Here is a 25,147-nt window from a genome sequence, read left to right on the forward strand (position 1 = left end):
TGTAGGTTCAAAATAAAAGCTTAACGTGTATTTCAGAAGTTGTACACTATAAAATTCATAATAAAAAGAAAAATTATCAACTAGGAATGTAGTCGTTTTCCTTTTGTGAGATTATAATAACATATTTAAGATGTCATTGCAAGTAGATAATATATGGTAGATTAAGGAATCGATAGAGATATATTTTTAGCACAATAAATTTGCGCAACTATTTTTTCATTTGTAAGTAAAGTTCAAGTTTGATGAAGTTCAGTTTACAAGAAGTGGTTAGTATAGTAATATAATATTATTTAAAAAAGGGGGCTAAGTATATGAAATATTATGTTGTTGATGCTTTTACAGATGAAGTATTTAAGGGGAATCCGGCAGGGGTATGTGTATTAGATAAGTGGCTGCAGGAGGATGTAATGCAAAAAATTGCAGAAGAGAACAATTTGTCAGAAACAGCTTTTGTAGTTAAAGGTAAAAATAAAAATGAGTATGAACTAAGGTGGTTTACGCCAAAGGCAGAAATAGACTTATGCGGACATGCTACACTGGGGACTTCCTATGTTGTTTCCAATTATGTAGATGTTGGAACAGATAAAATGATATTTCATACTTTAAGTGGAATACTTGAAGTCAATCATAAAAGTGATTTATATGAAATGGATTTTCCTACAAGAGAACCTAAAAAAATTCAAATACCAGAAACAATTTCGGATATCATTGGGGTGGAACCTATAGAAACATATTTATCAAGGGATTTATTTGTAGTAGTTGAAACAGAAGAGCAGGTTAAAAATTTAGATCCTGATTTTTCTAAAATGTTAGAATTAGAAGATGGCTCAGGAATTATCGTAACTGCAAAGGGCAGTTATGTGGATTTTGTATCTCGCTGTTTTTATCCAAAGCTTGGTGTAAATGAAGATCCTGTAACAGGCTCTGCACACAGTAATTTAATACCTTTTTGGTCAAAAAAATTGAATAAAGATAAGATGATAGCAAAACAGCTGTCAAAACGCGGTGGAACATTATATTGTGAACTTTGTGGTGATAGGGTTAAAATAAGTGGAAGAGCTTCACTATATATGGTGGGAAATATTAATATATAGTTATGAGGAGATAAATGATGAAAAATGCAAAGATAAAAATTGTAGCTGCAATGCTCATATTCGGCAGTGTTGGGCTGTTTGTCAAAAATATAGACTTGTCTTCTAGCATGATTGCATTGGTAAGGGGAATAATAGGAAGTATATTTTTATTTACAGCAAGTTACATAACAAGACAAAAGACATCGTGGAAAGCCATCAAATCTAATTTGATTCCATTAATAATATCTGGAGCTGCAATAGGTGTGAATTGGATTTTTTTATTTCAAGCATATAAGTATACTACCGTATCAAAAGCTACTTTGTGTTATTATTTTGCTCCTGTAATTGTCATGTTCTTATCGCCATTTATATTGAAGGAAAAATTAAATGCAGTTAAGATTATGTGTATTATAGGTGCTATGGCAGGTATGTTTTTAATAGTAGGAGCTGGAAGTAGTGCGGCAGAAAACAATCAATTGCTAGGTATTATATATGGTCTTGCAGCAGCAGCTCTCTATGCTAGTGTGATTATAATAAATAAGTTTATAAAAAATTTATCAGGTATGGAAAGCGGTATGATACAACTTACTGCAGCTGCAGTAGTTCTACTGCCTTATGTACTTGTTACGGAAAAAGTGTCACTTTCACAGTTAGGTTTTAAGTCCATTGTACTTCTTTTGATTGTGGGAATAATACATACGGGAATAGCTTATCTTTTGTATTTTTCTGCCATACTAAAACTTAAAGGGCAGACAATAGCAATATTCAGCTATATTGATCCCATATCGGCAATAGTTATGTCCAGTATATTTTTAGGAGAAAGAATGACATTTATACAGGTACTAGGTGGCATTCTCATATTGGGGACAACTTTTATCAATGAGTTATCAGGAAAAAAATCAGATGAAAAGGAATATATGTTAGATTAAAAGGATAATTTTATGATATTAAGTGTAAGTAGAAGAACGGATATACCGGCTTTTTATAGTGATTGGTTTTTCAATAGAATAAAGGAAGGATTTGTATTAGTAAAAAATCCATTTAACTCAAATCAGGTAAGTAAAGTTGAATTGAGTACTAAAGTCATAGATTGTATAGTATTTTGGACCAAAAATCCTAAGAAAATGATGAAGAGATTGGAGGAAATTAAAGAATACAACTATTATTTTCAATTCACTTTAAATTCATATGATAAGACATTGGAGACAAACATTCCAGAGAAAAAGTATTTGATAAATACATTTATAGAATTATCAAAACGAATTGGTAAGGATAGAGTTATATGGAGGTATGATCCCATAATATTAACTGATAAGTTTACAAAGAATTACCATTATAAGTGGTTTGAGTATCTTGCAAAAAGATTGTGCCCATATACAAATAAGTGTGTTATCAGCTTTTTAGATTTATACAGGAAAACTGAGCGCAATTTAAAAGATAAACATTTTACCAATAGATAAGGATGATATGTTTGAGTTAGCAGGGAAGTTTTCAAAGATAGCTTCTAAGTATAATGTGACTATTGAAACTTGTTCGGAAGAAGTAGATCTATCAAAATTTAATATTAAGCATGGTAAATGTATAGATAGTAGGTTGATTTCTAAGATAGCCAAGGAAAAGATGTCTATAGATAAAGATCCAAACCAGAGGAAAGTTTGTGGATGTGTAAAGAGCATTGATATAGGAGCTTATAATACATGTAATCATGGTTGTTTATACTGCTATGCAAATTTCAATAGGAATGCTGTTGAAAAGAATTTATTGAAGCATAATAAAAAGTTCCCTCTGCTGATTGGCGAATTATGTGGAGATGAAAAGATTGTAGATAGAAAGATGAAGTCATATAGAGATAGTCAGTTATCTTTTTTATAGAAAATGGGATTATGATATAATTGTATTGATGTAAATTGATACAATTATTTTTATTTACATATGAAGAGGAGAAATGTAATGTAATCTAAATAAACATCTACTTTATGGTATAATTTCACTGTATAAGGACGATAATTTGAGCGGAGGAATAAAAAGTGAATGAAAAAATACTTTTAGTAGATGATGAAAAGAGCATTTTAGATGTGCTGACCTATGCACTAAAAAGAGAAGGGTATTTAGTAGAAAGAGCTTATGATGGAGAGGAAGCACTTCATAAAGTAGATATTTTTAATCCGCATATAGTAATTTTGGATTTAATGCTCCCTGTAATAAACGGATACGATGTTTGTAAAAAATTAGAAAGCAAAAATATAGGGATCATCATGCTTACAGCAAAAGAAGATATTGTGGACAAGATACTTGGCCTTGAATTTGGAGCAGATGATTATATGACGAAACCCTTTGACATAAGAGAACTTCTTGCAAGAATCAAGTCACTTGTAAGAAGACTTAATAAAACTATTGATGAAAAAAAGGATATCGGTGTCATAAAAATAAGTGATCTTATTATTAATAAAAAAAAGAGAACTGTAAGTATAAAAAATGTTTTGCTAGAGCTTACACCTATGGAATTTGATCTGCTATATTTACTCCTTTCAAATCCAGGCATAGTATACTCCAGGGAACAGCTTTTAAATATAATATGGAATATGGATTATGTTGGAGGAACACGAACTGTAGATACACACATCCAAAGGATAAGAAAAAAGTTAGGTCATAGTTATCAAGATTTAGTACAAACTGTCTATGGTATTGGATATAAAGGGGTTGATGAGTTATTTGAAGGTGGGAATTAAATTTAAGCTCATATCTTTTACAGCTTCACTTTTATTGATTGTAATATTATTTTTGAGCTTCTTGGTACTTAATGGAATAAAAAGTTATCAAAATAAGGAAACACAGGCCATTTTATTTAAGCAAAAGGATATATTTGAAGAATACTTTAGTGAACGCATGAGTTTGAATAAAAACACTAATTATGATGATAGCTTAGCTAGAGGTAGTATTTTTAATAAAGCATGGCTGAGAACTATACCTGCAAATATATATAATACAAAAGGTGAACTCCTTTCAGGGTTTAAGACAGATGCAAAGCTAAATGAAAATGATGAGAAAAAGATTATGATAGACTATGCAATTAAAGGCAAAGTATCTTATAGAGAAATTAATGATGTGATATATTTTTATTCACCCATTAAATATAAGGGAAATACAGCAGCAATTTTAGAATTGGAATATTCAATTAGAGAAAATAAATTATTTTATAGTGATATAGAAAAATTGTTTTATGGTATAGGTTTTTTGGCTTTAGTTCTTGGTATATTTGTAGGAACCTTTTATTTTTCCAGACTAACTAGAGATATATATGAAATGAAAGATTCGGTAGAAAACATTCAAAAGGGTGAATTTAGTAAAGTACATAAGGTAAATCGAAATGATGAATTGGGAGAATTGAGCAGCGGTCTTATATTTATGAGTAATACTATAGAACAAAATATTGATGAACTTCAAGTTGAAAGGGATTCTTTAAGTAGGGCCGTGGATAAATTAAAAAAAATGGACAAGCAACAAAAAGAGTTTATAGGAAATGTAACTCATGAATTCAAGACTCCAATTACCAGTATAAAGGCCTATGCAGATGTGATTGGAATGTACACGGATGATTTTAAATTAATTGAAGAAGGTACTTTAAGTATATCAAAAGAATGTGATAGGCTTTCGAGCATGGTAGATAATATATTGAGCTTATCTGCCCTTGAAAAATATGATTTTGAAATTGAAAAAAATGAAGTTAATTTAAAGAAAATATTGAATGAAATATTCAAAACAATGATGGCAAAAGTCAAGAAAAATAATTTGATTTTAAAATATGATGCAGAGGATATTGTTGTTAATTTGGATGAAGATAGCTTAAAGCATATTTTAATTAATTTAATTGATAATGCCATAAAATATAATAGACCAGGTGGCAGTATATATATTGAGTGTTATAAAAATGATAAAGACAAGATAACTATAAGTGTTAAAGATACTGGTATAGGTATGAGTGAAGAAGTACTTTCTAAAATTTTTGAACCTTTTTATAGAGCTGATAAACACAGGAGTCGTGAAACAGGAGGAGCTGGACTTGGACTAGCTTTAGTTAAAAAGCTAGTTGAAAAACAAGGAGGAACCATAAAGGTAAATTCTAAATTAAATGAAGGTACTACTTTTTGTGTCGAATTTTCCACATAAAGTTTACAAGATTGTGACATCTATTTATAATTTTGTGAACAAGTTTTGATAACATGAATTTATCTGATGACTACCTGCTCTAATACTCCCACTTCTCCAAGTGGAAGTAAAGAGCAGCTACGTCCCTGGATAACGATTTCTAAGCATCAGGTGGAGTCAAAACTCCATCTGATGCCAAGAACTCTGCTTATTAAGAAAAAGGGGGAAAGTTCAATGTTGAGTAAAAAAGTTTTATCTCTGATTTTGGCTGTAGGATTTATTGAAGGTGTAAGTGCAATTCAATTAACTCATCATGCAATTGCTAAATCTACACAGAACATAAAAGTAACAGCATATAAACCTTCTGCTAAAGTCAATGAAAATGGATACCAGATTGATAAATATGAAAATATTGAAAGTACTGCATGGCTTAATGAAAATGAAGTGCTGACTTTAACTAGAAAAAGTGAATTTAAAGATCCCGATTCAACTAGAATTATAAGATATTGCAGCATTTATAATTTGAATACAAAAAGTTCTAAAGATTTTAAGAATGCAAATATAGATGAATTTTTAGGAATATCACCAGATAATAAATTTGTTCTTTATGCAGAAGCAAGGAATATTCCAAAAGTCGAAAGCCAGGAGTGGAAAAATGCTCTTGCTTCAGGAGATTTACTCCACAAAAATGTAAAATTATTAAATTTGTCTACAGGTCAAATTACCGATGTAAATACGGAAAAGTTAAACAGTGATGCCCAGTTTATATGGGTAAGTAAGAATAAAATTTTAGCAAATTATTTTAATCATTGGGCAGTAATTGATACAACTGGAAAAGTATATTCTGATGGAAGTTACAATGGTGGAGAACATGATGATGCATGGATATCTGGTGTAGATGATATTAAAGATTTGGGAAGCAGTGTAGAAGGTAAGTTTTATTATACTCAAGGTAAGAGTGGAGAAGAAGGAGTAAAAGTATGCTCCATGGACGTGAAGACTAAGGAGATAAAGAATATTTACGCCAATAAATATTCCTTGTATGCAGATAAAAAGGGAAAGACAATTATAATGGACAACTATAATAACAATGGTAAGCCAGTTAATGGTGGGGCAGTTGATGGAGTTTATGTAAACAGAACTTTTGGAGCACTTGTTATGAGTGAATCCGGAAAGGTACTTCAAGATATTAAACTTCCTAAAGGTAGAATAAGCTCTGGATTACCTACTTCTGACTATATAGTATCACCTGATGGAAGTAAAGCTGCTTATGTGGAGAGCAATAATGAAATTAGTCGTCAGCCAGGTTCGAATAATAAGGATCTTGATATATCCATTAAAGTTATAGATATTAAAACAGGTGATATAAAGGAAATAGTAAAAGCGGCCAGCTTAAAGGATAAAAATCAGGGGAATAATTATCTTACAATTAAAATTAAAGATAAAGATGGCAAAATTAAAGAAAAGAAGATTGCAAAAGTGCCTTGTATTTCAAATATTTGTTGGGATAGTACAAGTACTGCACTATCATTTACTTATGGAAGTTCTGCAGATCCGTTTAATAAAGACAAGATAAATACTTATATAGTTACTTTTGATAAATAACCTCTTTATAAATTATAAATTAACTTTTGCACATATAAAACTTTGACTTAATATAAAAATAATGCGAAGCAAAGCTTTTGAAAATAACAAAGTTCAAATAACAAAGAACAGATAAAGATGATTTCCATCGTACATCAGGGAATCTATAATTTTAATATTTCCTGACGTTAGGAAGAAAATTATCCTTATTTGATATTTGAACTTTGAACCTTGTTCTTTAAAAAATTGAGCTATAATCGTGGATCTATACAATTTGTTTAAAATTATCTTTAGTAACTCCACATATTGGACAAGTCCAATCATCTGGTATGTTTTCAAATGGAGTACCAGCTGGAATTCCTGAGTCAGGATCTCCAACAGCTGGATTGTAAATGTATCCACATACTGCACATTCATATTTTCCTATATTTTCTGAAGCTTCATTTTTATTTTGTTGGATATTTGCTTCAACCTTAGGTGATATTCCACGTTTTATATCCTGATAATATTTATAGGTGATTTGTTCTACATCGTTGAGTAGTTCTGCATTTATCACTTTGCAGATAAATATTGTATGAGTTAAAACATCAATTTCTTTTTCAACCTTTAATTCAAAATAGGATGATGTGTTGTCTAATATTATAGGGACGCCACTTTCCATTGTTTTAAATGATACTCCTTCAAACTTATCAATGTCTCTTCCTGATTTAAATCCAAATTTGCCTATGAATTCAATAGGAGTTTCTATGGATAGGGCAGATACACCTATCAATTTACTTCTTTGGATATAATCATGGGTAAGATTTTTTTTGTTTATGCTCACTGCGAGAATAGCAGGATTTGATGTTATTTGAAAAACTGTATTTGCAATTTGAGCATTTTTTCTTCCCTCCGAAATAGAGCTTACAAGGTATAACCCATAGCTTAATTTGTAAAAAGCTTTATTATCAATCATAAATTTATATACTTACATGTAAGATTATGTAAGTAATCCCCCTCCCTTATATATTTAAAAAATTATTAGTTGGCATTTGCATTTACAGGTGGTACAAAAGTTCTTGATTGAAGTTCTGTATCTAGCATGTAAAGTGCTGCAGAATTACCACTTATTTTATCCAACTTTTTAACTAGCTTATTAAAAGTATCTTCTTCCTCAATTTGCTCATCTATAAACCACTTGAGTAAACTTGCTGTGGCATGTTCTTTTTCTTCAGTGGCAAGATCCATTAAATTGTAAATTCTTGCAGTAACTTTTTTTTCATGCGCTAGTGCTTTTTTGAAAGCATCATTTATTGAATCATAATTGTTATCAGGTGAATCTATAGATCCAATGAGTATTCGGGTATTTGTTCTTTTTAGAAAATCGTAAAATTTTGTTATATGGTAGTTTTCTTCTTCAATTTGTACTTTAAAGAAGTTTGAAAATCCATCCAGATCTAATGAATCACAGTAAGCTTGCATGGAAAAGTATATATTTGCCGAGTACATTTCATAGTTTATCTGATCATTTATAGCTTTTATAAGTTTATCACTTAACATAGTATAAGTTTCCTTCCTTCTATAGTTTAAATTAAATCATAATTTAGTATAAATTATATAAAATAAAATTATACAATTTTCCTTGAGATCTCAAAAGTTAGCATTGTGAAGATATTAGATATTAAAATAAAATTATTATTATTTAATATATAATGTTAGAATATCACATTTAATATAAATTTTCAATATTTATATTAAATGTGATATTTTTTATATGTATTAACATTTTAAATATTATGTAAATTAAAATTAATGTAAACAATAAATTTTTGACAATTATACATAATAAATTCTTTTACTGCCATACTAAATTTGTAATTAGTCTAAGAATTTTCTAACACAACCTTAGTACAATATTAAAAATTTAAATAGACTGATAGTAATTTATTATAAAATCAACTACATATGGAGATTTTATTAGTGAGTTATTATGATAAATTTAAGAATAATAAAATTTGGGAGGTACACGTTATATGAATGGTACAGTAAAATGGTTTAATGGAGAAAAGGGATTTGGATTCATTACAGGAGAAGATGGAAAAGATGTTTTTGCACATTTTTCTCAAATAAATTCAAATGGTTACAAGTCACTTGATGAAGGTCAGAAAGTTTCTTATGATGTAGTTGAAGGACCAAAAGGACTTCAAGCAGAGAATATTACTACTATTTAATTAATGAAATTTACCCCTTAAATAATCATCTTATTTGAGGGGCTTTTAGTTATCTAAAAATTTGTGATGTCTATTACTGATTTCTTTTAGAAAATTCATTAATTAAACTTCTTGCAATAGTGAATTTTTTAGGTATGTTAGGAAAATTATCTTTTGTAAACCAATCAGCTTGTTTTATTTCACTTCCATCAGCTTTTATCTGGCCGGATTCATATTCTGCAAAAAATCCTATCATTAAGGAATTTGGAAATGGCCATGGAGAGCTCTTGTAATATTCAATATTTTTCACTTTTATACCAACCTCTTCAAAAACTTCTCTTTTTACAGTACTATTTAAGTCTTCTCCAGCTTCCACAAATCCCGCAATTAAGCCGTACATATTGTCTTTAAATCCATTGTTATGTGCAAGAAGTATCTTATCACCCTTAGTAACTGCAACTATTATGGCCGGACAAATTACAGGATACATTATATGATTACAGTTTGGACAAATTTTAGCCATTTCATCTTTTTTATTTTCCGTTTTAGAGCCACATTTGCCACAGAATCTATGAGTTTTATCCCAATTCAGTATTTGACTAGCCCGTCCTGATATTAAAAAAGATTGTTCATCAAGTAGAGAGCCAAGGTCGTACAAGTCCATTAAGTTGAAATTAATTGGTAAATTCAATTTAGAAGTTGATTCAATGGCAAAACAAGATTTTTCTCCAATCTTTCCTAAAAAAAATTCAGTTTCATACTCAATATTTAGAAATTTAATATTGTCAAAAGTGGGAATAACTAAAGTAGTTCCATCTTTTTTTACCAACAGCTTTCCATTAGAAAACACACAGCATAAGTCATTGGATTTGCTCTTCTTAGAGGTATCAGATAATATTTTTAAATTATTATTCATGTGAAGTAAGTCCTTTCATACTATTTATATAATAAGCAATTATTTTTTATTATACCACCTAATTTCACACATATGGTGATTACTTACCTTTCTTATTTTTAATTTTTAAAGCATAATCCTAGTTGAAAATAATTACACTAATTCATGTAATTAAAAATTCAGGAGGAAAAACATGCTTATTCAAGTAGAAAATTTAAAGAAAAGCTATAAAACCGGAGAAGTTATTACAAATGTCTTAAATAGAGTTGAAATGAACCTGGATGAAGGTGAGATTGGAGTGATTTTAGGACCATCAGGATCTGGAAAATCAACACTCCTTAATATGATAGGTGGAATAGACAGGTGCGATTCTGGGAAAATAGTAGTAAATAAAATTGAAGTCACAAAGCTAAATGAAGATGAACTTACGGATTATAGAAGAAATTATATAGGATTCATATTTCAGTTTTACAACTTGATACAAAACTTAACTGTTCTTGAAAATGTAGAAGTGGTTTCAAATATAAGTAAGACACCTTTAAAGACAGATGAAATATTAAAAGCAGTAGGGATGTTTGATAAAAGATATAGATTTCCAAGAGAGTTGAGTGGAGGAGAGCAGCAGAGGGTTTCAATTGCAAGGGCAGTAGTTAAAAACCCAAAGCTTCTTTTATGTGACGAACCAACTGGAGCGTTAGATTTTTCAACGTCTAGGGAAATATTGAAACTTTTACAGAAAGTAAATGAAGACTTTAAAACGACCATACTTATGATAACTCATAATACAGCAATAAGTCATATGGCCCACAGAATTTACAAAGTTAGAAATGGAAAAATTACAGATAAAATTTTAAATGACAGAATTGTCCCTGCAGAAAGGATTGAGTGGTAGTGGTTATAAATAAGAAAATTGAGAGAACTATAATGGAAAATAAATCACAGTATTTTGGATCCCTAGCTCTTATCATAATAAGCTGTTTGCTTTTTACCATGTTCAATCAACTTAAAAGCAATATGAACAAAATAACTTCTTCATTTGAGGAAAATTACAATCTTGAGGATGCAAGCTTTGTAACAGAAAAAAAGATTTTAGATGTAAAAAGTTTGGAATCAAAATTCAATATGGTATTAGAAGAAAGCACGTCAGTTGATTATGAAGTTTCTAGTGGTAAGATTTTACGAATATTAACTTATAATACAAAAGTAAATATACCTGCTGTAACTGAGGGAAAATTACCTGATAAAGGAGAGATACTTATAGATCCTGCATATGCAAGAGCAAATAAATTAAAAATTGGCGATCATATTACTTTGTATAAAAATATTTTTGAAATATCGGGCTTCATGTCGCTTCCAAATTATATATATCCTTTGAAATCTGAAAATGATTTGCTTAGCGATCCAAATAGTTTTGAAATAGCGGTTATTGGAAAAGACGATTTTGATAAAATAAATATGGGAAGCAGGTCTTACTCAATAAGATTTAAAGGCAGTAGAAATAATTTAAATTTTAGAATGTCCAATGTTAAAGATTATTTAAATTGCAATACTAGGGGGAATATTAGGTACAATTTTGGGTGGTTTTGCCCTAAAGCCCATGTTAAATTTAATGATTACTTACTTTAATATGCCTATAGAAAGCATAGAGTTTAATTTAAAATATATTTTCATAAGTATTATACTGCCAGTGATTTTCCTTGGAGTTAGTGGATATTTTGTTATAAATAAGGCACTTAAATATTCACCCTTACAGCTTATGAGAGGAGGAGATCAAAAGTCAAAAGTCAGCTTTATTGAAAGAAACTTAAAACTTGATAGATTCAAATTTTCAACTAAATTTAAAATAAGAGAACAGCTTAGAAATACTGGAAGAAGTGCATTCCTATTACTTGGAATTATTTTTGCAACTATGCTGCTGCTTTTAGGGTTTGCACAAAAGAGCTCTTTTGATTTTTTAATAAATAAAAGCTTTGGCGAAGCTTTTAGCTACAGATACTATTATGTATTTAACTCTCTACAAATAGAGAAACCTGCAATTGGAGAAGCTTTTTTAGAAATTCCATTTGTAGTTAAAGAAGATAATAATACAAATTTAACTATATACGGAATAAATCCTAATTCCAAATATGTGTTATTAAAGAATAGGTCAGGTGAAAAACTCAATTATAAAAGAGTTATAATAACAAGGCCGTTAGCTGAAAGATTAAAAATTAGAAGTGGTGATACAATTGATATTATAAATAAACTGAATTCAAAATCATATAAAATAACTATTGATAACATAGCTGAAACTTATGCGGGAGAATATATATTTATGCCTATTTCACATCTCAATAATATGCTTAAATATCCTTCTAATAGCTATATTGGACTTTGGAATATTAATAAAATAGATATTTCTCAATCTAAATTACTTAGTAGTGGAACAGTTGATGATCTTAAAAATGCATTTAATTCAATGACACAACCACTTCAATACTCTGTTGCAATTGTATCAATTGTATCATTTTTGATTGGACTTATTGTATAGGGTTTCTAAGTGATAATTTAACTTATACTAGGAAACTTCTAGCATAAGCTAATGAATGAATCTTAGCAAAATTAGAATTAAGTTCGTCAAAAAGAATTTTAATATCTGATACTAATTCCCATATACAACTTCTAGCAGATGGTTTAAACAACTTTGCTTTTAGGTTTCTCCACATATTTTCTTGAGGGTTCATATATGGGGAATACCTTGGTAGAAGTACTACCTTCAATTTATCTTTGTTATCATAGTAAAAGCTTTGCATTAGCTTACTTGTATGGGTTTTAGCATTATCCATAAATATTACAATTTTTTTATTAGGATTAAGTTCCATCAGATATTCTATATGCGACTTAATTTTTTCAGATGTTATAGATTCTTGGGAAGAATAAACATCATTGACAGTATGAAAATTATTTAAAATTGAAGTAGACCCTACAATATTTACCCCTTTATGCGAAGCATTCTTCTCTAGTATAGGGGGATTACCTACAGGGCTCCAAGATGAATAGTTGTCCGACTCTATGCTGATACCAGTCTCATCTAATGCATATACAATAGTATCAGATGAAGACTCTAAAGTATCTAGCAGTTTTGGCATTTTTTTTAAAAGCTTCTTGTTCATCTTTATCAGCTTTTGTAGGTTTAGGTTGAGATCTTTTATAAGATATATTATGAGATATTAAAATGGATCTGATAGTTTCATTACAAACTTTTACTCCATATGTTTTTTCAACATATAGAGCTAAAAGCGCTAAAGTCCAAGTATGACATGTAAAATCAAAATCTATAGGGGATTTTTTTAGAACTACGTCTATAAGATCATCAACTATTTCTGGTTCTAATTTAGCTTCACTACCGCCACGATGATCTTTTATAGCTTTGATGCCAACTTCGTTCCAATTTTTAATATGTTTAACTATAGATACTTTACTTAGACCTGTTTCTATCATAATATCTCTATTTGAGCATCCTCGATATCTCATAGTAACCACAGCTAATACTAATCTAGTAAATTTAGAATTCGTAGTGTTTTTTAGCTCAATTAAATCTTCAATTTTATAATCATACAGTGATTCTATTTCAAATGATTTTCTTCCCATAATTAAAACTCCTTTCTCCGTACATTTAGTATTTGGAGAAGAATTTTAATTATTCTGTATAAGTTAATATTTTAGTTAGAAACCCTATAGTATATGTTGTAACTTCTTTAATCATAGATGAAAATAGAAAAAGTATATCTCTGATGAAAGTTTTGGGATATAGAAAGAAGGAAATTTACTCACTCATTTTGAATAGCTCTTTTTTCATAGTAGTTCTTGGATATATTTTAGGAATACCTTTGCTTTTGATATCTCTTGAGGCTATGTTTAAATCTTTGACAAAGAGTATGAATTTTGAATTTCCTATTGTTATAGACTATCCTTATATCATTTTAGGATTTATTATACTATGGTTTACTTATGAAATTTCAAAGATGTTAAATAAAAGAAAAATAAATAGAATTAGGATGGAGGAAGCTTTAAAGTCGGAAATGGAGTAAAATATTTTGCAGAATTTTATAAATTTTTCATAATAAGTTATACTATAATAATGGTAATTGGAAATATTAAAAAGGGAGTGATTTTTTATGCAAGGTAAGATTTTAGTTGTGTACTACTCACTTGAGGGAAACACAAGACTTATAGCTGAAACTATTTCAAAGGAGATATCTGGTGACATTTTAGAAATAAAGCCTAAAAAAAGTATAGATCCACATAGTAAAATGAGATACTTCATAGGTGGAAAGCAGGCCATGACTAAGGAAAAGCCAGAGATTTTACCTTATGATATAAATCCTGAGGATTATGATGTCCTATTTATTGGAACTCCAGTTTGGGCATGGACTTTTTCACCTGCTATAAGGAGCTTTTTTGCCAATACAAATTTAAAAGGTAAGAAGATAGCTCTATTTAGTTGCAATGGTGGAGGAAATGGAAAAACTTTTGAAAATATGAAAGAGCAGCTTGAAGGTAACGAATTCCTAGGGGAAATTGAATTTAAAGATCCTCTTAAAAATGATACTGAAAAAAATATAAATAGAGCTAAAAAGTGGTGTAATAGTATTTGCAAATAGTAAATTAGTATATTTAGCACAGAAGTTTAGCACTTAAAAAATTTTTAGGACGGTAGTCCTTTGGATTATAAAGTCTTATGAATATTTACAGTAGAAGTAATAGATTCCGATTTTTACTGGAAATTATACGGAAAAAATTTGCATAATAAAAGCATCCTTTTTATAATGGTTTTGCTGAAAACTAAAAATAAAAGGATGCTGATAAAATGAGTAAAAGTTATTTAAAACAATTACTTACTTATATTAATAAAGTATATGATATAGGTGAAAAAATCAATAGTTTAAAAGATAAAAGAGTAAAATCTCCAGTAAAAGTTTCAACAATAGTTTTCGTAGTGTTATTTGGATTCATGCTTCAAATAAGAAGTTTCAATAGATTAGAACATTGGATTGAAAAGAATAAATTTAAAAAAGTGTTACCTAAAAATACTAAAATGCTGCACATTGACGCAGTCAGGCGGTGTTTAAGTAACTTTGATATGGATGGCTTGAAAAACATTCATATCAGCATAATAAAAACAACTATAAAAAACAAAGTATTTCGAAATGGTACTATTGATGGTTTAAAAGTAGCTGCCATAGATGGTGTAGAGTTATTTGAAAGTACTAAAAAATGTTGCAATAAATGCCTTTCTCGAGAGAATAGAGATGGAACTACCCATTATTTTCATAGATCTGTAGTGTGTGCAACAGTAGGATCAGACCCACATATTATTTTAGGTCAAGAGATGCTTGAACCTAAAAAAGATAGTTCAAGTAAAGATGAAGGTGAAATTACGGGTAGTAAACGACTAATTAAGAAGTTATATAAGAAGTATCATCATTTCGCTGACATCATAGTGGCTGATGCTCTTTACTGTAAATCTACTTGGATAAAAGAAGTTCTTTCTATAGGAATGGATGCATTGGTAAGAGTAAAAGATGAAAGGCTGCACATTGTAAAAGATGCATTAGCCCTATTTAAATGCCGGGAGGCAGATAAAGATTGGACTGTAAAGGAAAATGTAAATACCTATAGAAAGATTAAAGCGTGGGATGATGATAATTTTCAAATGTCTGATTCAAGTATAGAAGTAAGATTCATAAAATTTATAGAAGAAATTCATACTGGAGATAAAGCAGAAATTAAAGAAGAATGGATCATAACAACAGATAAATTTATATCAGTAGAAACTTTATGGAAAATAATGCATAAAAGATGGGATATTGAAAATAATGTATTTCATCAGTTGAAAACTGAATGGCATTTAGATCATTGTTTTCTTCACAGTTCTACAGGGGTAGAGACAGTTTTAATGTTTATGATACTAGCATTTAATTTAATGCAGTTATATTTTTTTAGGTGTATCAGAGGTTTTAGGAAGAAAAAAATGCTCCAAATAGATATTATTGAAGATATAAAAGATGAAAGATTTACTATAGAAGATGATTGGGATAATCCACTATTCATAAAGACGTAATTTTAAAATAAAAACTGGAAACTTTGCATTAAGATTTTTAGGGGTAGGGGAGTGTATAACAATTTTTACGATCTACCGGTTTAAGGGCTTACCAGACCTTTAAATAAGTGTAAAAAAATATAATTCCAGTAAAAATAAAATTTTCACTGGAATTTAGGTGCTAAATCTCTGTATTTAGCATAAATAACTTGCGTTATATAATAAACTGTGTTATTCTTAACAAGAACTTAAATTAATAGTTAATAATTAAACACAAATATATTTCAATTAGTACTTAACGACATAGTACGTTGATATGGGAATTTTATTAGTGAGTTATTGCGATGAATTTAAGAATAATAAAATTTCGGAGGTACACATCATATGAATGGTACAGTAAAATGGTTTAATGGAGAAAAAGGATTTGGATTTATTACAGGAGAAGACGGAAAAGATATTTTTGCACATTTTTCTCAAATAAATTCAGATGGATATAAAACACTTGAAGAAGGTCAAAAAGTTTCTTATGACGAAGGTCAAGGACAAAAGGGACCTCAAGCAGAAAATATTACTGTTCTCTAATTAATGAATTTTACCCCTTGAATAGTTATTCTATTTGAGGGGTTTTTAGTTGTCTACGATTAGATTTTACAATAAAATAGAAGTGTTAATTAACATAAAAAAGACAGTTAGTTTTATTGAATTTAATAATATAAAATTGGCAGTTACTTATAAGGGAGAAAAATGTTGTTTCAAAAATTAAATATTATTGACCCTATTTTAAAAGCTCTAAAAGACGAAGGATATGTTAACCCTACCCCTATACAGGAACAATCTATTCCAGCTATACTTGAAGGAAATGATTTTGAGGGATGTGCCCAGACGGGTACAGGAAAAACAGCAGCTTTTGCTATACCTATATTGCAGCTTATTTATAGTAAACAAAGAGTTCAAAGTGGGTCTTCAAATATTAAAGCCTTAGTATTAGCTCCAACTAGAGAATTAGCTATCCAGATTGGAGAAAACTTTACTTCCTATGGCAAATACACGAGGCTAAAGAACACTGTTATTTTTGGGGGAGTTTCACAAAAACCTCAGACAGATGTATTAATGACGGGAGTAGATATTTTAATTGCCACACCTGGTAGACTACTAGATCTAGTGCAACAAAAATATGTAAATCTACAGCATATAAAGTTTCTTGTACTTGATGAGGCAGATCGAATGCTTGATATGGGAATGGGGCAGGATGTAAAAAGAATCATAGCAAAACTTCCTAAGGACAGGCAGACCATGGTGTTTTCTGCTACTATGCCTCAGAAAATTTTAAAGCTAATAGATTCTATTCTTATAAAACCAGTAAAAGTAGAAGTGACTCCTGTTTCATCTACTATTGATACTATTAACCAGGCAGTGTATTTTGTTCAAAAAAGAAATAAGAAATCTTTGCTTATTCACCTGTTAAAGGATGAATCTTTTGAATCCGTTCTTGTATTTTCTAGAACAAAGCATGGTGCAAATAAAATAACTAGAGATCTTGTTAAAGCGGGCATAGAGGCTCAAGCTATTCATGGAAATAAGTCACAGAATGCAAGACAACTTGCTTTAAGTAACTTTAAGGAAAAGAAAATAAGAGTTTTAGTAGCAACGGATATAGCTGCAAGAGGTATTGATGTAGAAAAAGTATCTCACGTAATAAACTTTGACTTACCGGATGTACCGGAAACCTATGTTCATAGAATCGGACGTACTGGAAGGGCAGGATCAGATGGAGTTGCACTTTCATTTTGTGATAGGGAAGAAAAACAGCTTTTAACAGATATTGAAAAAGTTATATCAAAGTCAATACCAGTGATTAAAGATCATCCTTATGTTATGGATAATTCAGATATGGTTGAAAGTACTTCAGGTATAGTGAAAAATAAGGATGCTAAAAAGAAAGTATCTGATGGAAAAAGCCGCAAAAGTAGTTATTTTAGGAGAAATAAAAAGAGAAGTTAGTTAAAAATGGAAGTTAGGTGGAGTTTAAAACTCCACCTAATGCCAAAAACTATATTTATTTTTTGAGTACTTCTCCTAATCTTTTAATTCCTTCTATAATCCTATCATCTGGCATGTTTGAATAATTTAATCTAAAGGAATTTTTGAAATTAGCATTTGGAAAAAAAGATTCTCCAGCTACAAATGCCACATTGTTTTTTATTGCTTTAGTAAAAGTATCTGAAGCATCCATATTTGAAGGAAGTTGAATCCATATGAAAAGTCCACCGTCAGGAAGAGTATGCTTTATATCTTTAGGAAAATACTTTTCTATACACTGTACCATAAGTTCTCTCCTATGTCTGTATACTTCTTTGATTTTTTGTATATGTTCCTCTATATCATACATTTCCATATATTTTGCAGTAATCATTTGTGCGAATATATCAGTATGCAAATCTGCACTTTGCTTAAAAGGAACATATTTCTGAATAATACTCTTATCTGCACATATCCAGCCAAGTCTTAAGCCAGGAGCAAATATCTTTGAAAAAGTACTTAAGTAAATTACTCTTCCTTCAGTATCAAAGTGCTTTACTGGTGGAAGTTCTTCTCCAGCAAATCTTATTGCACCATAGGGGTTATCTTCTATTATTACTATATCAAATTTATTTGCTATTTCTACTAGCCTTTTTCTCCTTTCAAGACTCATAGTCCTTCCAGTTGGATTTTGAAAATCTGGTATGGTGTAGATAAATTTTGCATTAGGATTATCCTTAAGGGTCTTTTCAAGTTCTTCCATAATCATTCCTTCTTCATCCATAGGAATTTCTTTAAAGTCTGGAAGATAGGTTTTAAAAGCACTGATAGCTGCAAGGTAAGTTGGACTTTCACAAATTATAGTGTCACCTTCATCTATAAATACCTTTCCTGAAAGGTCTAAAGCCTGCTGGGAACCTGTAGTAACTATTATGTTATCCATAGATGTTTTTATACTTAGTGTCTCCATTCTCTTACATATAGCTTCTCTTAAGGGGATATATCCTTCAGTAGTACTGTATTGAAGAGATGCTTCGCCGCATTCAGTTAAAACTTCTGTACATACGTTTTTTAATTCATTAACAGGAAAAAGTTCTGGAGCAGGTAGACCTCCTGCAAAAGATATTATTTCAGGTCTTTCTGTAACTTTTAAAATCTCACGTATTTCTGAAGGCCTAACAAAATTATTTCTTTTTGAAAATTTACTATAATTCATAAGTAACACTCCTTATATAATAGGTTTCCCAAAATAATTATCTTGGTTAACTGTTGAAGAATTTGTATTTTGAATCAGTTCTGCTATAGATTTCATAAGCTTATTTAATCCAATACTTATATTTTTTGCATTTTCGAAAGTGTAATTTAACCTCATATAGCTTTTACCATCGCTTCCTTCAGGGTAGAATACATTACCGGGAGCATAGGAAACACCTTTCTTAGAGCATTTTAATAATAATTGTGTTTGTGAAATATTTTCAGGAAGCTTGCACCAAATGTAATAACCACCTTTAGGAAGATTAAAACTAATACCAAGAGATTTATTTTTTTCAAGTATGCTGAGCATTAAATCCCTTTTTTTCATATATTCTTTACATATTAGCTTTATGTGGTTTTCATACAGTCCTTCTCGTAAAAACTTATCTAATATATATTGTGAAGCTGTGTTAACGTGAAGATCTGTCATTTGCTTTAATAAAGCAAATTTTTTTATTACTTGTACAGGTGCAGCAGTCCATCCAACACGCATACCTGAAAACATAGTTTTAGAAAATGTGCTTAAATATATGACATAGCCGTATGTATCCAGGGATTTTAAAGATGGCAAGTATATATTCTCATAGTTTATTTCACTGTAAGGGTCATCTTCGATAATTGGAAGCTGATATTTATATGCTAAATTTAGCAGCTTATATCTTTTTTCTAAACTCATAACTATTGAAGTTGGATTTTGAAAAGTAGGTACTGTGTATAAAAATTTAGGCTTATATTTATTTAGCAAAATTTCAAGCACATCTAAGTTTATACCATCACTTTCCATAGGAACTCCTATAACTTTTGCCCCTGACAACTTAAATAGTTCAATTGCACTCATAAATGTAGGTTCTTCTACTATAACCACATCTCCTTTACTTAGAAAGGCTCTTCCAATAAAATCTATTCCCTGCATAGAGCCTGAAAGTATCATTATTTCTTTAGGAGAAACAGATATATTTCTTGATTTTAGTAATCTACTTAAGCTTTCTCTAAGAGGATAATATCCGTAAGAAGAAATATAAGCTAGCATGTCATTTCCACAGTTTTCCCATAAGTCTTTTTGCAATTTTACTATGTCCTTAAGAGGATGCAAACTTGGATCTGCAATACCAGCTGAAAAAGATATATTTTTTTCTCCTCCTACTGAATTTATTATGTCAACAATGTCATGATTATTAGCGGAACTTACATTTGAATCGAAAAATTGATACCATGAAAGCGGTACAGTATGATTTCTAATACTTAACTGCTTATTTTTTGTGTTATTTGCCACTATAGTTCCTTTTCCCTTATGGGACTCTAATAAGCCTAAAGATTTTAATTCTTCATAAGCACTAATTACTGTACTTCTGCTGACGTTAAGTTCTTCTGCAAGTTTGCGCTCAGATGGAAGTAAAAAATTTGATGGAAGCATACCAGAGTAAATAATATTTCTTATTTCATTTTTAATTTGTACGTAAATTGGTATGGAGCTTTTTTTGTCTATAGAAATGCGCATTTCTATCACTCTTTCTAAAAATTTAAAAATATTATATATATAATACCATTAAATTTCTATATTTAAACTACCAATTCTTATATTTAAAACCAATCCAATCTCATTATTTATAGGTTAAAGGAATAAAGAAAATTTTAAAGGCACTTAATTTAGTGCCTTTTTTATAATGTTAGGTAAAATGTCTAATTTGGTAGTGATATTGTAAAAGTAATTATTCCTTCCTCATAATTTCCCCATATCTTACCATTGTGCCTTTCAATTATGCTTTTTGTTATAGAAAGACCCAATCCGGAGCCTTCATCAGGATTTGTACGGGATTTATCTGCTCTATAAAACTTTTCAAATAGCATACTTACATTTTCTATATTTAAGTTTTTACATTTATTGCTTATACTGATTATAGCATTTTTATCACATTGGGTTAAAGATACATTCACATCTGAAGGTTTGAAACTGTATTTTAGAGCATTGTACATCAGATTATTTAAAGCTCTTACAAATAAATTGATGTCAATTGTAACCATTATATTTTCAGCACATATGTTATCTACAATATTTAACTTTGAATTTTCAAAAGTAATTGAAAACTCGTCAATTAACTGGTAAATGAGTTCATTTAAGCATACTGTGGATAAGTGCAATTTTAAGTCTCCACCATTTAGTTTTGTGAACATAAATAAGTTATCCGTAAGTTTCTTCATGGTTTCAGCTTTCTTTAATGATATATTTATAAATCTTTGCATTTCTTCTTTGGATTTATATTCATTGTTTTCTACAATTTGCAAAAAACCAATTATACTTGTAAGAGGACTTCTTATATCATGAGCTACATTTGTTATGAGTGCATTTTTAGAAGCTTCAATTTTTCTCTCATTTTTAATTTTTTCCTTTATCTTGTCTGCCATAAAGTTTATATTTTTGCATATTTCAGATAGTTCATCATGACCTTTTTGGCGTATTTTAAAATTTAAGTTTTCGTTTGCAATAGTTTTTATACCGCAGCATATTTCATTTATGTATTTCATTCTATGATGGGTTATTATGAAAAATAGCAACATACATATGAAAATCAAAATTAAAATATTTTTGTCTCCTACTAGTGTTCCAATTGAATCATGGAGAATACTTACAGGAGATGCAATTATCCAAAGCAAGGAAATGCTATTGCCTGTTTTTATAGGTATTTTGTGTATATAGTCATGATAAATGGTAAAATCTCTTGTGTGTATAAAGTATCTTAAAAAGTCTGAGTATGATTTCTCAAAATTTATATTTTTGGAAAGCTTCGACGAATTATATAATACCCTGTTTTCAGGATCAGTTATAATAAAACCAAGCTTGTATTTTGAATATTTATTTTCGTATTTAGATAATACAGATTTATATTTTGATTTATTATTAAAGTTAACATTACTTGTATCTAAACTTATGTCATTAGAAATACTTGATAATTTGCTTAAGCTGTAAGTGTAATTTTGAAACCTATAAGGATATTTTTGAGATTCAAAATTTATGTAAGCTGAATATAATATGTCATATATAAAAAAGCTTGCAATTAGTGAAAATATAAATGTAATTACAAATTTAGTTTGGATACCTGCTATTTTAACTTTCAATTTTATACCCAACTCCCCATACAGTTTTTATATAATCTTTTTTAAGTTTTTGTCTTAATCTCCTTATATGTACTGTAACTGTCCTGTCAAATTCCATATAAGGTTCCTTCCATATGTTTTCATATATTTGCTTTATGCTCAGTACATTGTCCTTGTTTTTTGCAAGGAAAGCCAAAATTTTGAATTCATGAGGAGTTAAATTTATCTCACTGTCATCTATTTTTACAGTATGTTTATCCATATTTATAAGCATGTCCTGAATTTTAATCAAGCTTGAATTGTCATGAAAGTTTGAATTAAATTCCTTATATCTTCTTAGGTGAGATCTTATCTTTGCAATTAAGAGCATTGAATTAAAGGGCTTTGCGATGTAATCATCGGCTCCAATAGTAAGTCCCATTATTTTATCAGCATCGTCAATTTTAGCAGATAGTATTATAATAGGTAAATTTAAGCTTTCCCGTATTTTCATACATGCCATCATACCATCCATCCTTGGCATCATGACATCTAAAAGTATCAAATCTATTTTATTACTTTTTAAAATCTCCAGAGCTTCAATTCCATCTTTTGCACACAGGGAATCTATGTTTTGATTTTTTAACATTATAGTTAAAAGTTCTCTTATATTTTCATCGTCGTCTACAATTAAAACTACATTTTTGTCCATGTAAAAATTCACCTTCCTATTGTCCTATATTTATTATATACATTTTTTTATTGCTTTGGCCAACTGTAATAAAATCTTAATAAACAGTATCAATTTTGTAATACAAAATGTACCAGGTTTGTAATATGAGCACACTATAATGAAGTCATCATATAGAAAAGGATGTGAATTTTTTGGAAGTATTGAGATTGGAAAATCTATCAAAGACTATAGGAAAGAGAGAAATTGTGAAAAATTTAAATTTGAGTGTAAAGGAAGGTGAAATCTTTGGATTTTTAGGACCCAATGGTGCAGGAAAGACCACAACTATAAAGATGATCGTTGGATTTTTAAAACCTACTAACGGTAAAATTTATATAAATGGAAAGAATATTAAAAATAGTAGGATAAGCTCTATAAGTAATATGGCAGCTATGGTTGAAGCACCGGATATGTATCCATATTTAACTGGAACTCAGAATTTAAGGCAGCTGGCAAGGCTTGATGGAGATATTAGTCAAAGTCAAATAGATGAAGCTGTAAAATTAGCTGGATTAAGTGATAGGATAAATGATAAATTTAAAAAGTATTCACTTGGAATGAAACAGAGGCTTGGCATTGCACAGGTTCTCATGGGAAACAAAAAGATATGGATATTAGATGAACCTACTAATGGGCTTGATCCAAGCGGAATGATTCATTTTAGAAATCTGTTTAAAAAATATTCTAGAGAAAAGAAAGTTACCATATTTATATCATCTCACATACTTGGCGAAATGGAATCCATGTGTGACAGGGTTGCATTTTTAAATGAAGGTGAAATTAAGGGAATAGAGGATGTAAATACCATGAAGGGAAATCTTGAAAAAAGATATTTGGAAATTGTAGGAGGAGAAGAAGATGATTTTTCCAATAATTAAAAACGAAATCATTAAGATATTTTATAGAAAGAAATTTTTAATATGTTCTATTATATTACTGCTTGTAGCTGTATTTTCAGTATTAGCTGTGAATAGTGAAAATGGAGAGAGGGGACTGCAAAAAGACAAAAGTATAGAACAATACTATAAAGATCAAAAAAAATTAGTAAAGGATAAAGCAAAAATTGCTGAAATCCAAACACATATCGATAACATTGATAAAATGGTAAAGGATTATGAATTTCAAAAAACACATCCACTAGCCTGGAAAGATACTTTAAAAAAGGATGTAAAGCTTATGGAAAGTGTTGATGACAGTAAATTGGATGATGCTAAAAAAGAACAAAGAAAAAGTGAAATTACTTATAAGAAGTATTTATTAGAGAATAACATAAAGCCAGTTAGCAGTATTAAAGCTACAGGATACGTATTGTTTAATGATTACAGCCTTATTTTGGATTATGGCATGATAGTGATATTTTTAGTAGCAGTGTTTATGACAGTAGACAGTGTTTCAAGTGAATATGCACCTCCTACATTAAAGCTTTTGCTTTTAAGACCTGTTACAAAGACAAAACTTCTACTTGGCAAATTTTTAGCTTGTGCCATTTCAAGCTCTGCACTTGTAGTGATTTTCAATTTGATATTTTTTTTGTTTGGAGAAATTGTATATGGTTTTGACAGCTTCAAATATCCAGTTTCTATAGAACCTGCATTTAAACACAGCAGCATACAAAATATGGACTTGCATAAATTTATATCTGTCATTCCAGGAACGTCAAGTATTATGCCTCTTTATAAATTTTTAATTGAATTTATGATCTTACAGATAATTTTTATAATTGCAGCTACAAGTTTTTGTATTCTAACATCTACTTTAATTAAAAATAATGCAGCAGCGGCATCAATAGCCATACTATTTGGAGTAGCTTACATGATACTATCAAAAATTCCTGCATTGTCTGATAAGTCAGACATTATGCCAGCATTTTTTATAGCCCTTGGAAGCTCTGTAAGTATAATAACAAGACGAATTGTACAAGATACAGGGGCATACTATATAAATAATTTATCTGCAAGCTTGATAATGATTGGATGGTCCGTATTATTTTTAGGATTAAGTACAATTATAGCAGAAAAAAGAGAAGAGTATATCTAGGCATTTTCAAAGAAATAACAAGTAAGTATGCTAGTCTATTTTTTATCATATTGCGTCTATTTA

Annotated in this window: 25 protein-coding genes and 1 pseudogene; 17 read left to right on the plus strand and 9 right to left on the minus strand. The window is 29.6% G+C overall.

The window, feature by feature from the left end; translation table 11 throughout:
* Window positions 1-311 precede the first annotated feature (311 nt).
* The 6 genes and pseudogenes from B5S50_RS20655 (at window position 312) to B5S50_RS20680 (ending at window position 6,824) form a co-directional block, all read left to right on the plus strand.
* The gene (locus B5S50_RS20655) at window positions 312-1,094 is read left to right on the plus strand and encodes a PhzF family phenazine biosynthesis protein (protein ID WP_065079980.1); all 783 of its coding nucleotides are present in this window, start codon (window positions 312-314) and stop codon (window positions 1,092-1,094) included.
* 17 nt (window positions 1,095-1,111) lie between these two features.
* A complete protein-coding gene (locus tag B5S50_RS20660) occupies window positions 1,112-2,002 on the plus strand; it encodes a DMT family transporter (protein WP_207644842.1) in 891 nt (296 codons plus the stop codon).
* A gap of 12 nt (window positions 2,003-2,014) precedes the next feature.
* Window positions 2,015-2,945, plus strand: a pseudogene (locus tag B5S50_RS20665) (DUF1848 domain-containing protein).
* A 155-nt stretch (window positions 2,946-3,100) separates the two neighbouring features.
* Window positions 3,101-3,802 (plus strand): response regulator transcription factor, encoded by a 702-nt coding sequence (locus B5S50_RS20670; protein WP_065079977.1) that lies wholly within the window; start codon window positions 3,101-3,103, stop codon window positions 3,800-3,802.
* Complete coding sequence (locus B5S50_RS20675) at window positions 3,777-5,240, plus strand: HAMP domain-containing sensor histidine kinase (RefSeq protein ID WP_254306640.1); 1,464 nt, start codon at window positions 3,777-3,779, stop codon at window positions 5,238-5,240. The genes B5S50_RS20670 and B5S50_RS20675 overlap by 26 nt, the downstream gene beginning before the upstream one ends.
* Before the next feature lie 213 nt (window positions 5,241-5,453).
* The gene (locus B5S50_RS20680) at window positions 5,454-6,824 is read left to right on the plus strand and encodes a hypothetical protein (protein WP_217302726.1); all 1,371 of its coding nucleotides are present in this window, start codon (window positions 5,454-5,456) and stop codon (window positions 6,822-6,824) included.
* A 244-nt stretch (window positions 6,825-7,068) separates the two neighbouring features.
* On the opposite strand, the gene B5S50_RS21890 is transcribed toward B5S50_RS20680, so the two are convergent.
* Window positions 7,069-7,758 carry a flavin reductase gene (locus B5S50_RS21890; protein ID WP_217302727.1) on the minus strand — a complete coding sequence of 230 codons (690 nt, stop codon included), beginning with the start codon at window positions 7,756-7,758 and terminating at the stop codon, window positions 7,069-7,071.
* 65 nt (window positions 7,759-7,823) lie between these two features.
* Entirely contained in the window at window positions 7,824-8,342 is a 519-nt protein-coding gene (locus B5S50_RS20690) for a ferritin (protein ID WP_217302728.1), read from the minus strand.
* Window positions 8,343-8,815: 473 nt separating this feature from the next.
* Between B5S50_RS20690 and B5S50_RS20695 the strand changes: the two genes are divergently transcribed.
* Entirely contained in the window at window positions 8,816-9,013 is a 198-nt protein-coding gene (locus tag B5S50_RS20695; RefSeq protein WP_013238604.1) for a cold-shock protein, read from the plus strand.
* 73 nt (window positions 9,014-9,086) lie between these two features.
* Here B5S50_RS20695 and nudC read toward each other — a convergent pair whose 3' ends face one another.
* Window positions 9,087-9,908, minus strand: a complete 822-nt coding sequence (gene nudC, locus B5S50_RS20700; RefSeq protein ID WP_217302729.1) for an NAD(+) diphosphatase — start codon at window positions 9,906-9,908, stop codon at window positions 9,087-9,089.
* A 172-nt stretch (window positions 9,909-10,080) separates the two neighbouring features.
* Between nudC and B5S50_RS20705 the strand changes: the two genes are divergently transcribed.
* From B5S50_RS20705 to B5S50_RS20715, 3 genes are read left to right on the plus strand one after another with little or no spacing between them, the layout of a single operon-like run.
* Window positions 10,081-10,779 carry an ABC transporter ATP-binding protein gene (locus B5S50_RS20705; protein WP_065079971.1) on the plus strand — a complete coding sequence of 233 codons (699 nt, stop codon included), beginning with the start codon at window positions 10,081-10,083 and terminating at the stop codon, window positions 10,777-10,779.
* 32 nt (window positions 10,780-10,811) lie between these two features.
* Complete coding sequence (locus B5S50_RS20710; protein ID WP_217302730.1) at window positions 10,812-11,513, plus strand: hypothetical protein; 702 nt, start codon at window positions 10,812-10,814, stop codon at window positions 11,511-11,513.
* Window positions 11,497-12,417, plus strand: a complete 921-nt coding sequence (locus B5S50_RS20715; protein ID WP_217302731.1) for a hypothetical protein — start codon at window positions 11,497-11,499, stop codon at window positions 12,415-12,417. The genes B5S50_RS20710 and B5S50_RS20715 overlap by 17 nt, the downstream gene beginning before the upstream one ends.
* Window positions 12,418-12,439: 22 nt before the next feature.
* Here the strand turns inward: B5S50_RS20715 and B5S50_RS20720 are convergent, their stop codons facing one another.
* Together B5S50_RS20720 and B5S50_RS20725 are read right to left on the minus strand one after the other, a co-directional pair.
* Window positions 12,440-13,015 (minus strand): transposase, encoded by a 576-nt coding sequence (locus B5S50_RS20720; protein WP_065079513.1) that lies wholly within the window; start codon window positions 13,013-13,015, stop codon window positions 12,440-12,442.
* The gene (locus B5S50_RS20725; protein ID WP_217301872.1) at window positions 12,978-13,517 is read right to left on the minus strand and encodes a winged helix-turn-helix domain-containing protein; all 540 of its coding nucleotides are present in this window, start codon (window positions 13,515-13,517) and stop codon (window positions 12,978-12,980) included. The genes B5S50_RS20720 and B5S50_RS20725 overlap by 38 nt, the downstream gene beginning before the upstream one ends.
* Before the next feature lie 143 nt (window positions 13,518-13,660).
* On the opposite strand from B5S50_RS20725, the gene B5S50_RS20730 reads away from it, so the two are divergent.
* The 5 genes from B5S50_RS20730 (at window position 13,661) to B5S50_RS20750 (ending at window position 17,970) form a co-directional block, all read left to right on the plus strand.
* Window positions 13,661-13,957 (plus strand): FtsX-like permease family protein, encoded by a 297-nt coding sequence (locus B5S50_RS20730; protein WP_217302732.1) that lies wholly within the window; start codon window positions 13,661-13,663, stop codon window positions 13,955-13,957.
* A gap of 87 nt (window positions 13,958-14,044) precedes the next feature.
* Window positions 14,045-14,530 carry a flavodoxin gene (locus tag B5S50_RS20735; protein ID WP_065079970.1) on the plus strand — a complete coding sequence of 162 codons (486 nt, stop codon included), beginning with the start codon at window positions 14,045-14,047 and terminating at the stop codon, window positions 14,528-14,530.
* Window positions 14,531-14,736: 206 nt separating this feature from the next.
* Window positions 14,737-15,990 carry a transposase gene (locus B5S50_RS21730; RefSeq protein WP_254306610.1) on the plus strand — a complete coding sequence of 418 codons (1,254 nt, stop codon included), beginning with the start codon at window positions 14,737-14,739 and terminating at the stop codon, window positions 15,988-15,990.
* Window positions 15,991-16,353: 363 nt separating this feature from the next.
* A complete protein-coding gene (locus tag B5S50_RS20745) occupies window positions 16,354-16,551 on the plus strand; it encodes a cold-shock protein (protein ID WP_013238612.1) in 198 nt (65 codons plus the stop codon).
* Between the two features lie 162 nt (window positions 16,552-16,713).
* Window positions 16,714-17,970, plus strand: a complete 1,257-nt coding sequence (locus B5S50_RS20750; protein WP_217302733.1) for a DEAD/DEAH box helicase — start codon at window positions 16,714-16,716, stop codon at window positions 17,968-17,970.
* A gap of 55 nt (window positions 17,971-18,025) precedes the next feature.
* Here the strand turns inward: B5S50_RS20750 and B5S50_RS20755 are convergent, their stop codons facing one another.
* The 4 genes from B5S50_RS20755 to B5S50_RS20770 form a co-directional block, all read right to left on the minus strand.
* Window positions 18,026-19,204: a PLP-dependent aminotransferase family protein gene (locus tag B5S50_RS20755; protein ID WP_217302734.1), complete on the minus strand. Its 1,179-nt coding sequence runs from the start codon at window positions 19,202-19,204 to the stop codon at window positions 18,026-18,028.
* A 12-nt stretch (window positions 19,205-19,216) separates the two neighbouring features.
* The gene (locus tag B5S50_RS20760) at window positions 19,217-20,740 is read right to left on the minus strand and encodes a PLP-dependent aminotransferase family protein (RefSeq protein WP_217302735.1); all 1,524 of its coding nucleotides are present in this window, start codon (window positions 20,738-20,740) and stop codon (window positions 19,217-19,219) included.
* Window positions 20,741-20,922: 182 nt separating this feature from the next.
* Complete coding sequence (locus B5S50_RS20765; protein WP_217302736.1) at window positions 20,923-22,356, minus strand: HAMP domain-containing sensor histidine kinase; 1,434 nt, start codon at window positions 22,354-22,356, stop codon at window positions 20,923-20,925.
* Window positions 22,346-23,026, minus strand: a complete 681-nt coding sequence (locus B5S50_RS20770) for a response regulator transcription factor (protein WP_217302737.1) — start codon at window positions 23,024-23,026, stop codon at window positions 22,346-22,348. Before B5S50_RS20770 ends, B5S50_RS20765 begins: the two co-directional genes overlap by 11 nt.
* A gap of 164 nt (window positions 23,027-23,190) precedes the next feature.
* On the opposite strand from B5S50_RS20770, the gene B5S50_RS20775 reads away from it, so the two are divergent.
* Window positions 23,191-23,925, plus strand: a complete 735-nt coding sequence (locus B5S50_RS20775) for an ABC transporter ATP-binding protein (protein WP_254306641.1) — start codon at window positions 23,191-23,193, stop codon at window positions 23,923-23,925.
* Window positions 23,906-25,084, plus strand: a complete 1,179-nt coding sequence (locus B5S50_RS20780; protein WP_217302739.1) for an ABC transporter permease — start codon at window positions 23,906-23,908, stop codon at window positions 25,082-25,084. The genes B5S50_RS20775 and B5S50_RS20780 overlap by 20 nt, the downstream gene beginning before the upstream one ends.
* Window positions 25,085-25,147: the final 63 nt, after the last annotated feature.

This window comes from Clostridium sp. 001 (assembly GCF_019056555.1).
Taxonomy (GTDB): Bacteria; Bacillota; Clostridia; order Clostridiales; family Clostridiaceae; genus Clostridium_B; species Clostridium_B ragsdalei.

Excerpts from the sequence above, each read along its gene's own strand:
- B5S50_RS20695 (WP_013238604.1), top strand. The coding sequence starts at position 8,816 with ATGAATGGTACAGTAAAATGGTTTAATGGAGAAAAGGGATTTGGATTC.
- B5S50_RS20675 (WP_254306640.1), top strand. The coding sequence starts at position 3,777 with ATGAGTTATTTGAAGGTGGGAATTAAATTTAAGCTCATATCTTTTACA.
- B5S50_RS20750 (WP_217302733.1), top strand. The coding sequence starts at position 16,714 with ATGTTGTTTCAAAAATTAAATATTATTGACCCTATTTTAAAAGCTCTA.
- B5S50_RS20710 (WP_217302730.1), top strand. The coding sequence starts at position 10,812 with ATGGAAAATAAATCACAGTATTTTGGATCCCTAGCTCTTATCATAATA.
- B5S50_RS20755 (WP_217302734.1), bottom strand. The coding sequence starts at position 19,204 with ATGAATTATAGTAAATTTTCAAAAAGAAATAATTTTGTTAGGCCTTCA.
- nudC (WP_217302729.1), bottom strand. The coding sequence starts at position 9,908 with ATGAATAATAATTTAAAAATATTATCTGATACCTCTAAGAAGAGCAAA.
- B5S50_RS20705 (WP_065079971.1), top strand. The coding sequence starts at position 10,081 with ATGCTTATTCAAGTAGAAAATTTAAAGAAAAGCTATAAAACCGGAGAA.
- B5S50_RS20725 (WP_217301872.1), bottom strand. The coding sequence starts at position 13,517 with ATGGGAAGAAAATCATTTGAAATAGAATCACTGTATGATTATAAAATT.
- B5S50_RS20690 (WP_217302728.1), bottom strand. The coding sequence starts at position 8,342 with ATGTTAAGTGATAAACTTATAAAAGCTATAAATGATCAGATAAACTAT.
- B5S50_RS20745 (WP_013238612.1), top strand. The coding sequence starts at position 16,354 with ATGAATGGTACAGTAAAATGGTTTAATGGAGAAAAAGGATTTGGATTT.
- B5S50_RS20730 (WP_217302732.1), top strand. The coding sequence starts at position 13,661 with ATGAAAGTTTTGGGATATAGAAAGAAGGAAATTTACTCACTCATTTTG.
- B5S50_RS21730 (WP_254306610.1), top strand. The coding sequence starts at position 14,737 with ATGAGTAAAAGTTATTTAAAACAATTACTTACTTATATTAATAAAGTA.
- B5S50_RS20760 (WP_217302735.1), bottom strand. The coding sequence starts at position 20,740 with ATGCGCATTTCTATAGACAAAAAAAGCTCCATACCAATTTACGTACAA.
- B5S50_RS20720 (WP_065079513.1), bottom strand. The coding sequence starts at position 13,015 with ATGCCAAAACTGCTAGATACTTTAGAGTCTTCATCTGATACTATTGTA.
- B5S50_RS20680 (WP_217302726.1), top strand. The coding sequence starts at position 5,454 with ATGTTGAGTAAAAAAGTTTTATCTCTGATTTTGGCTGTAGGATTTATT.
- B5S50_RS21890 (WP_217302727.1), bottom strand. The coding sequence starts at position 7,758 with ATGATTGATAATAAAGCTTTTTACAAATTAAGCTATGGGTTATACCTT.
- B5S50_RS20715 (WP_217302731.1), top strand. The coding sequence starts at position 11,497 with ATGATTACTTACTTTAATATGCCTATAGAAAGCATAGAGTTTAATTTA.
- B5S50_RS20770 (WP_217302737.1), bottom strand. The coding sequence starts at position 23,026 with ATGGACAAAAATGTAGTTTTAATTGTAGACGACGATGAAAATATAAGA.
- B5S50_RS20660 (WP_207644842.1), top strand. The coding sequence starts at position 1,112 with ATGAAAAATGCAAAGATAAAAATTGTAGCTGCAATGCTCATATTCGGC.
- B5S50_RS20780 (WP_217302739.1), top strand. The coding sequence starts at position 23,906 with ATGATTTTTCCAATAATTAAAAACGAAATCATTAAGATATTTTATAGA.
- B5S50_RS20655 (WP_065079980.1), top strand. The coding sequence starts at position 312 with ATGAAATATTATGTTGTTGATGCTTTTACAGATGAAGTATTTAAGGGG.
- B5S50_RS20735 (WP_065079970.1), top strand. The coding sequence starts at position 14,045 with ATGCAAGGTAAGATTTTAGTTGTGTACTACTCACTTGAGGGAAACACA.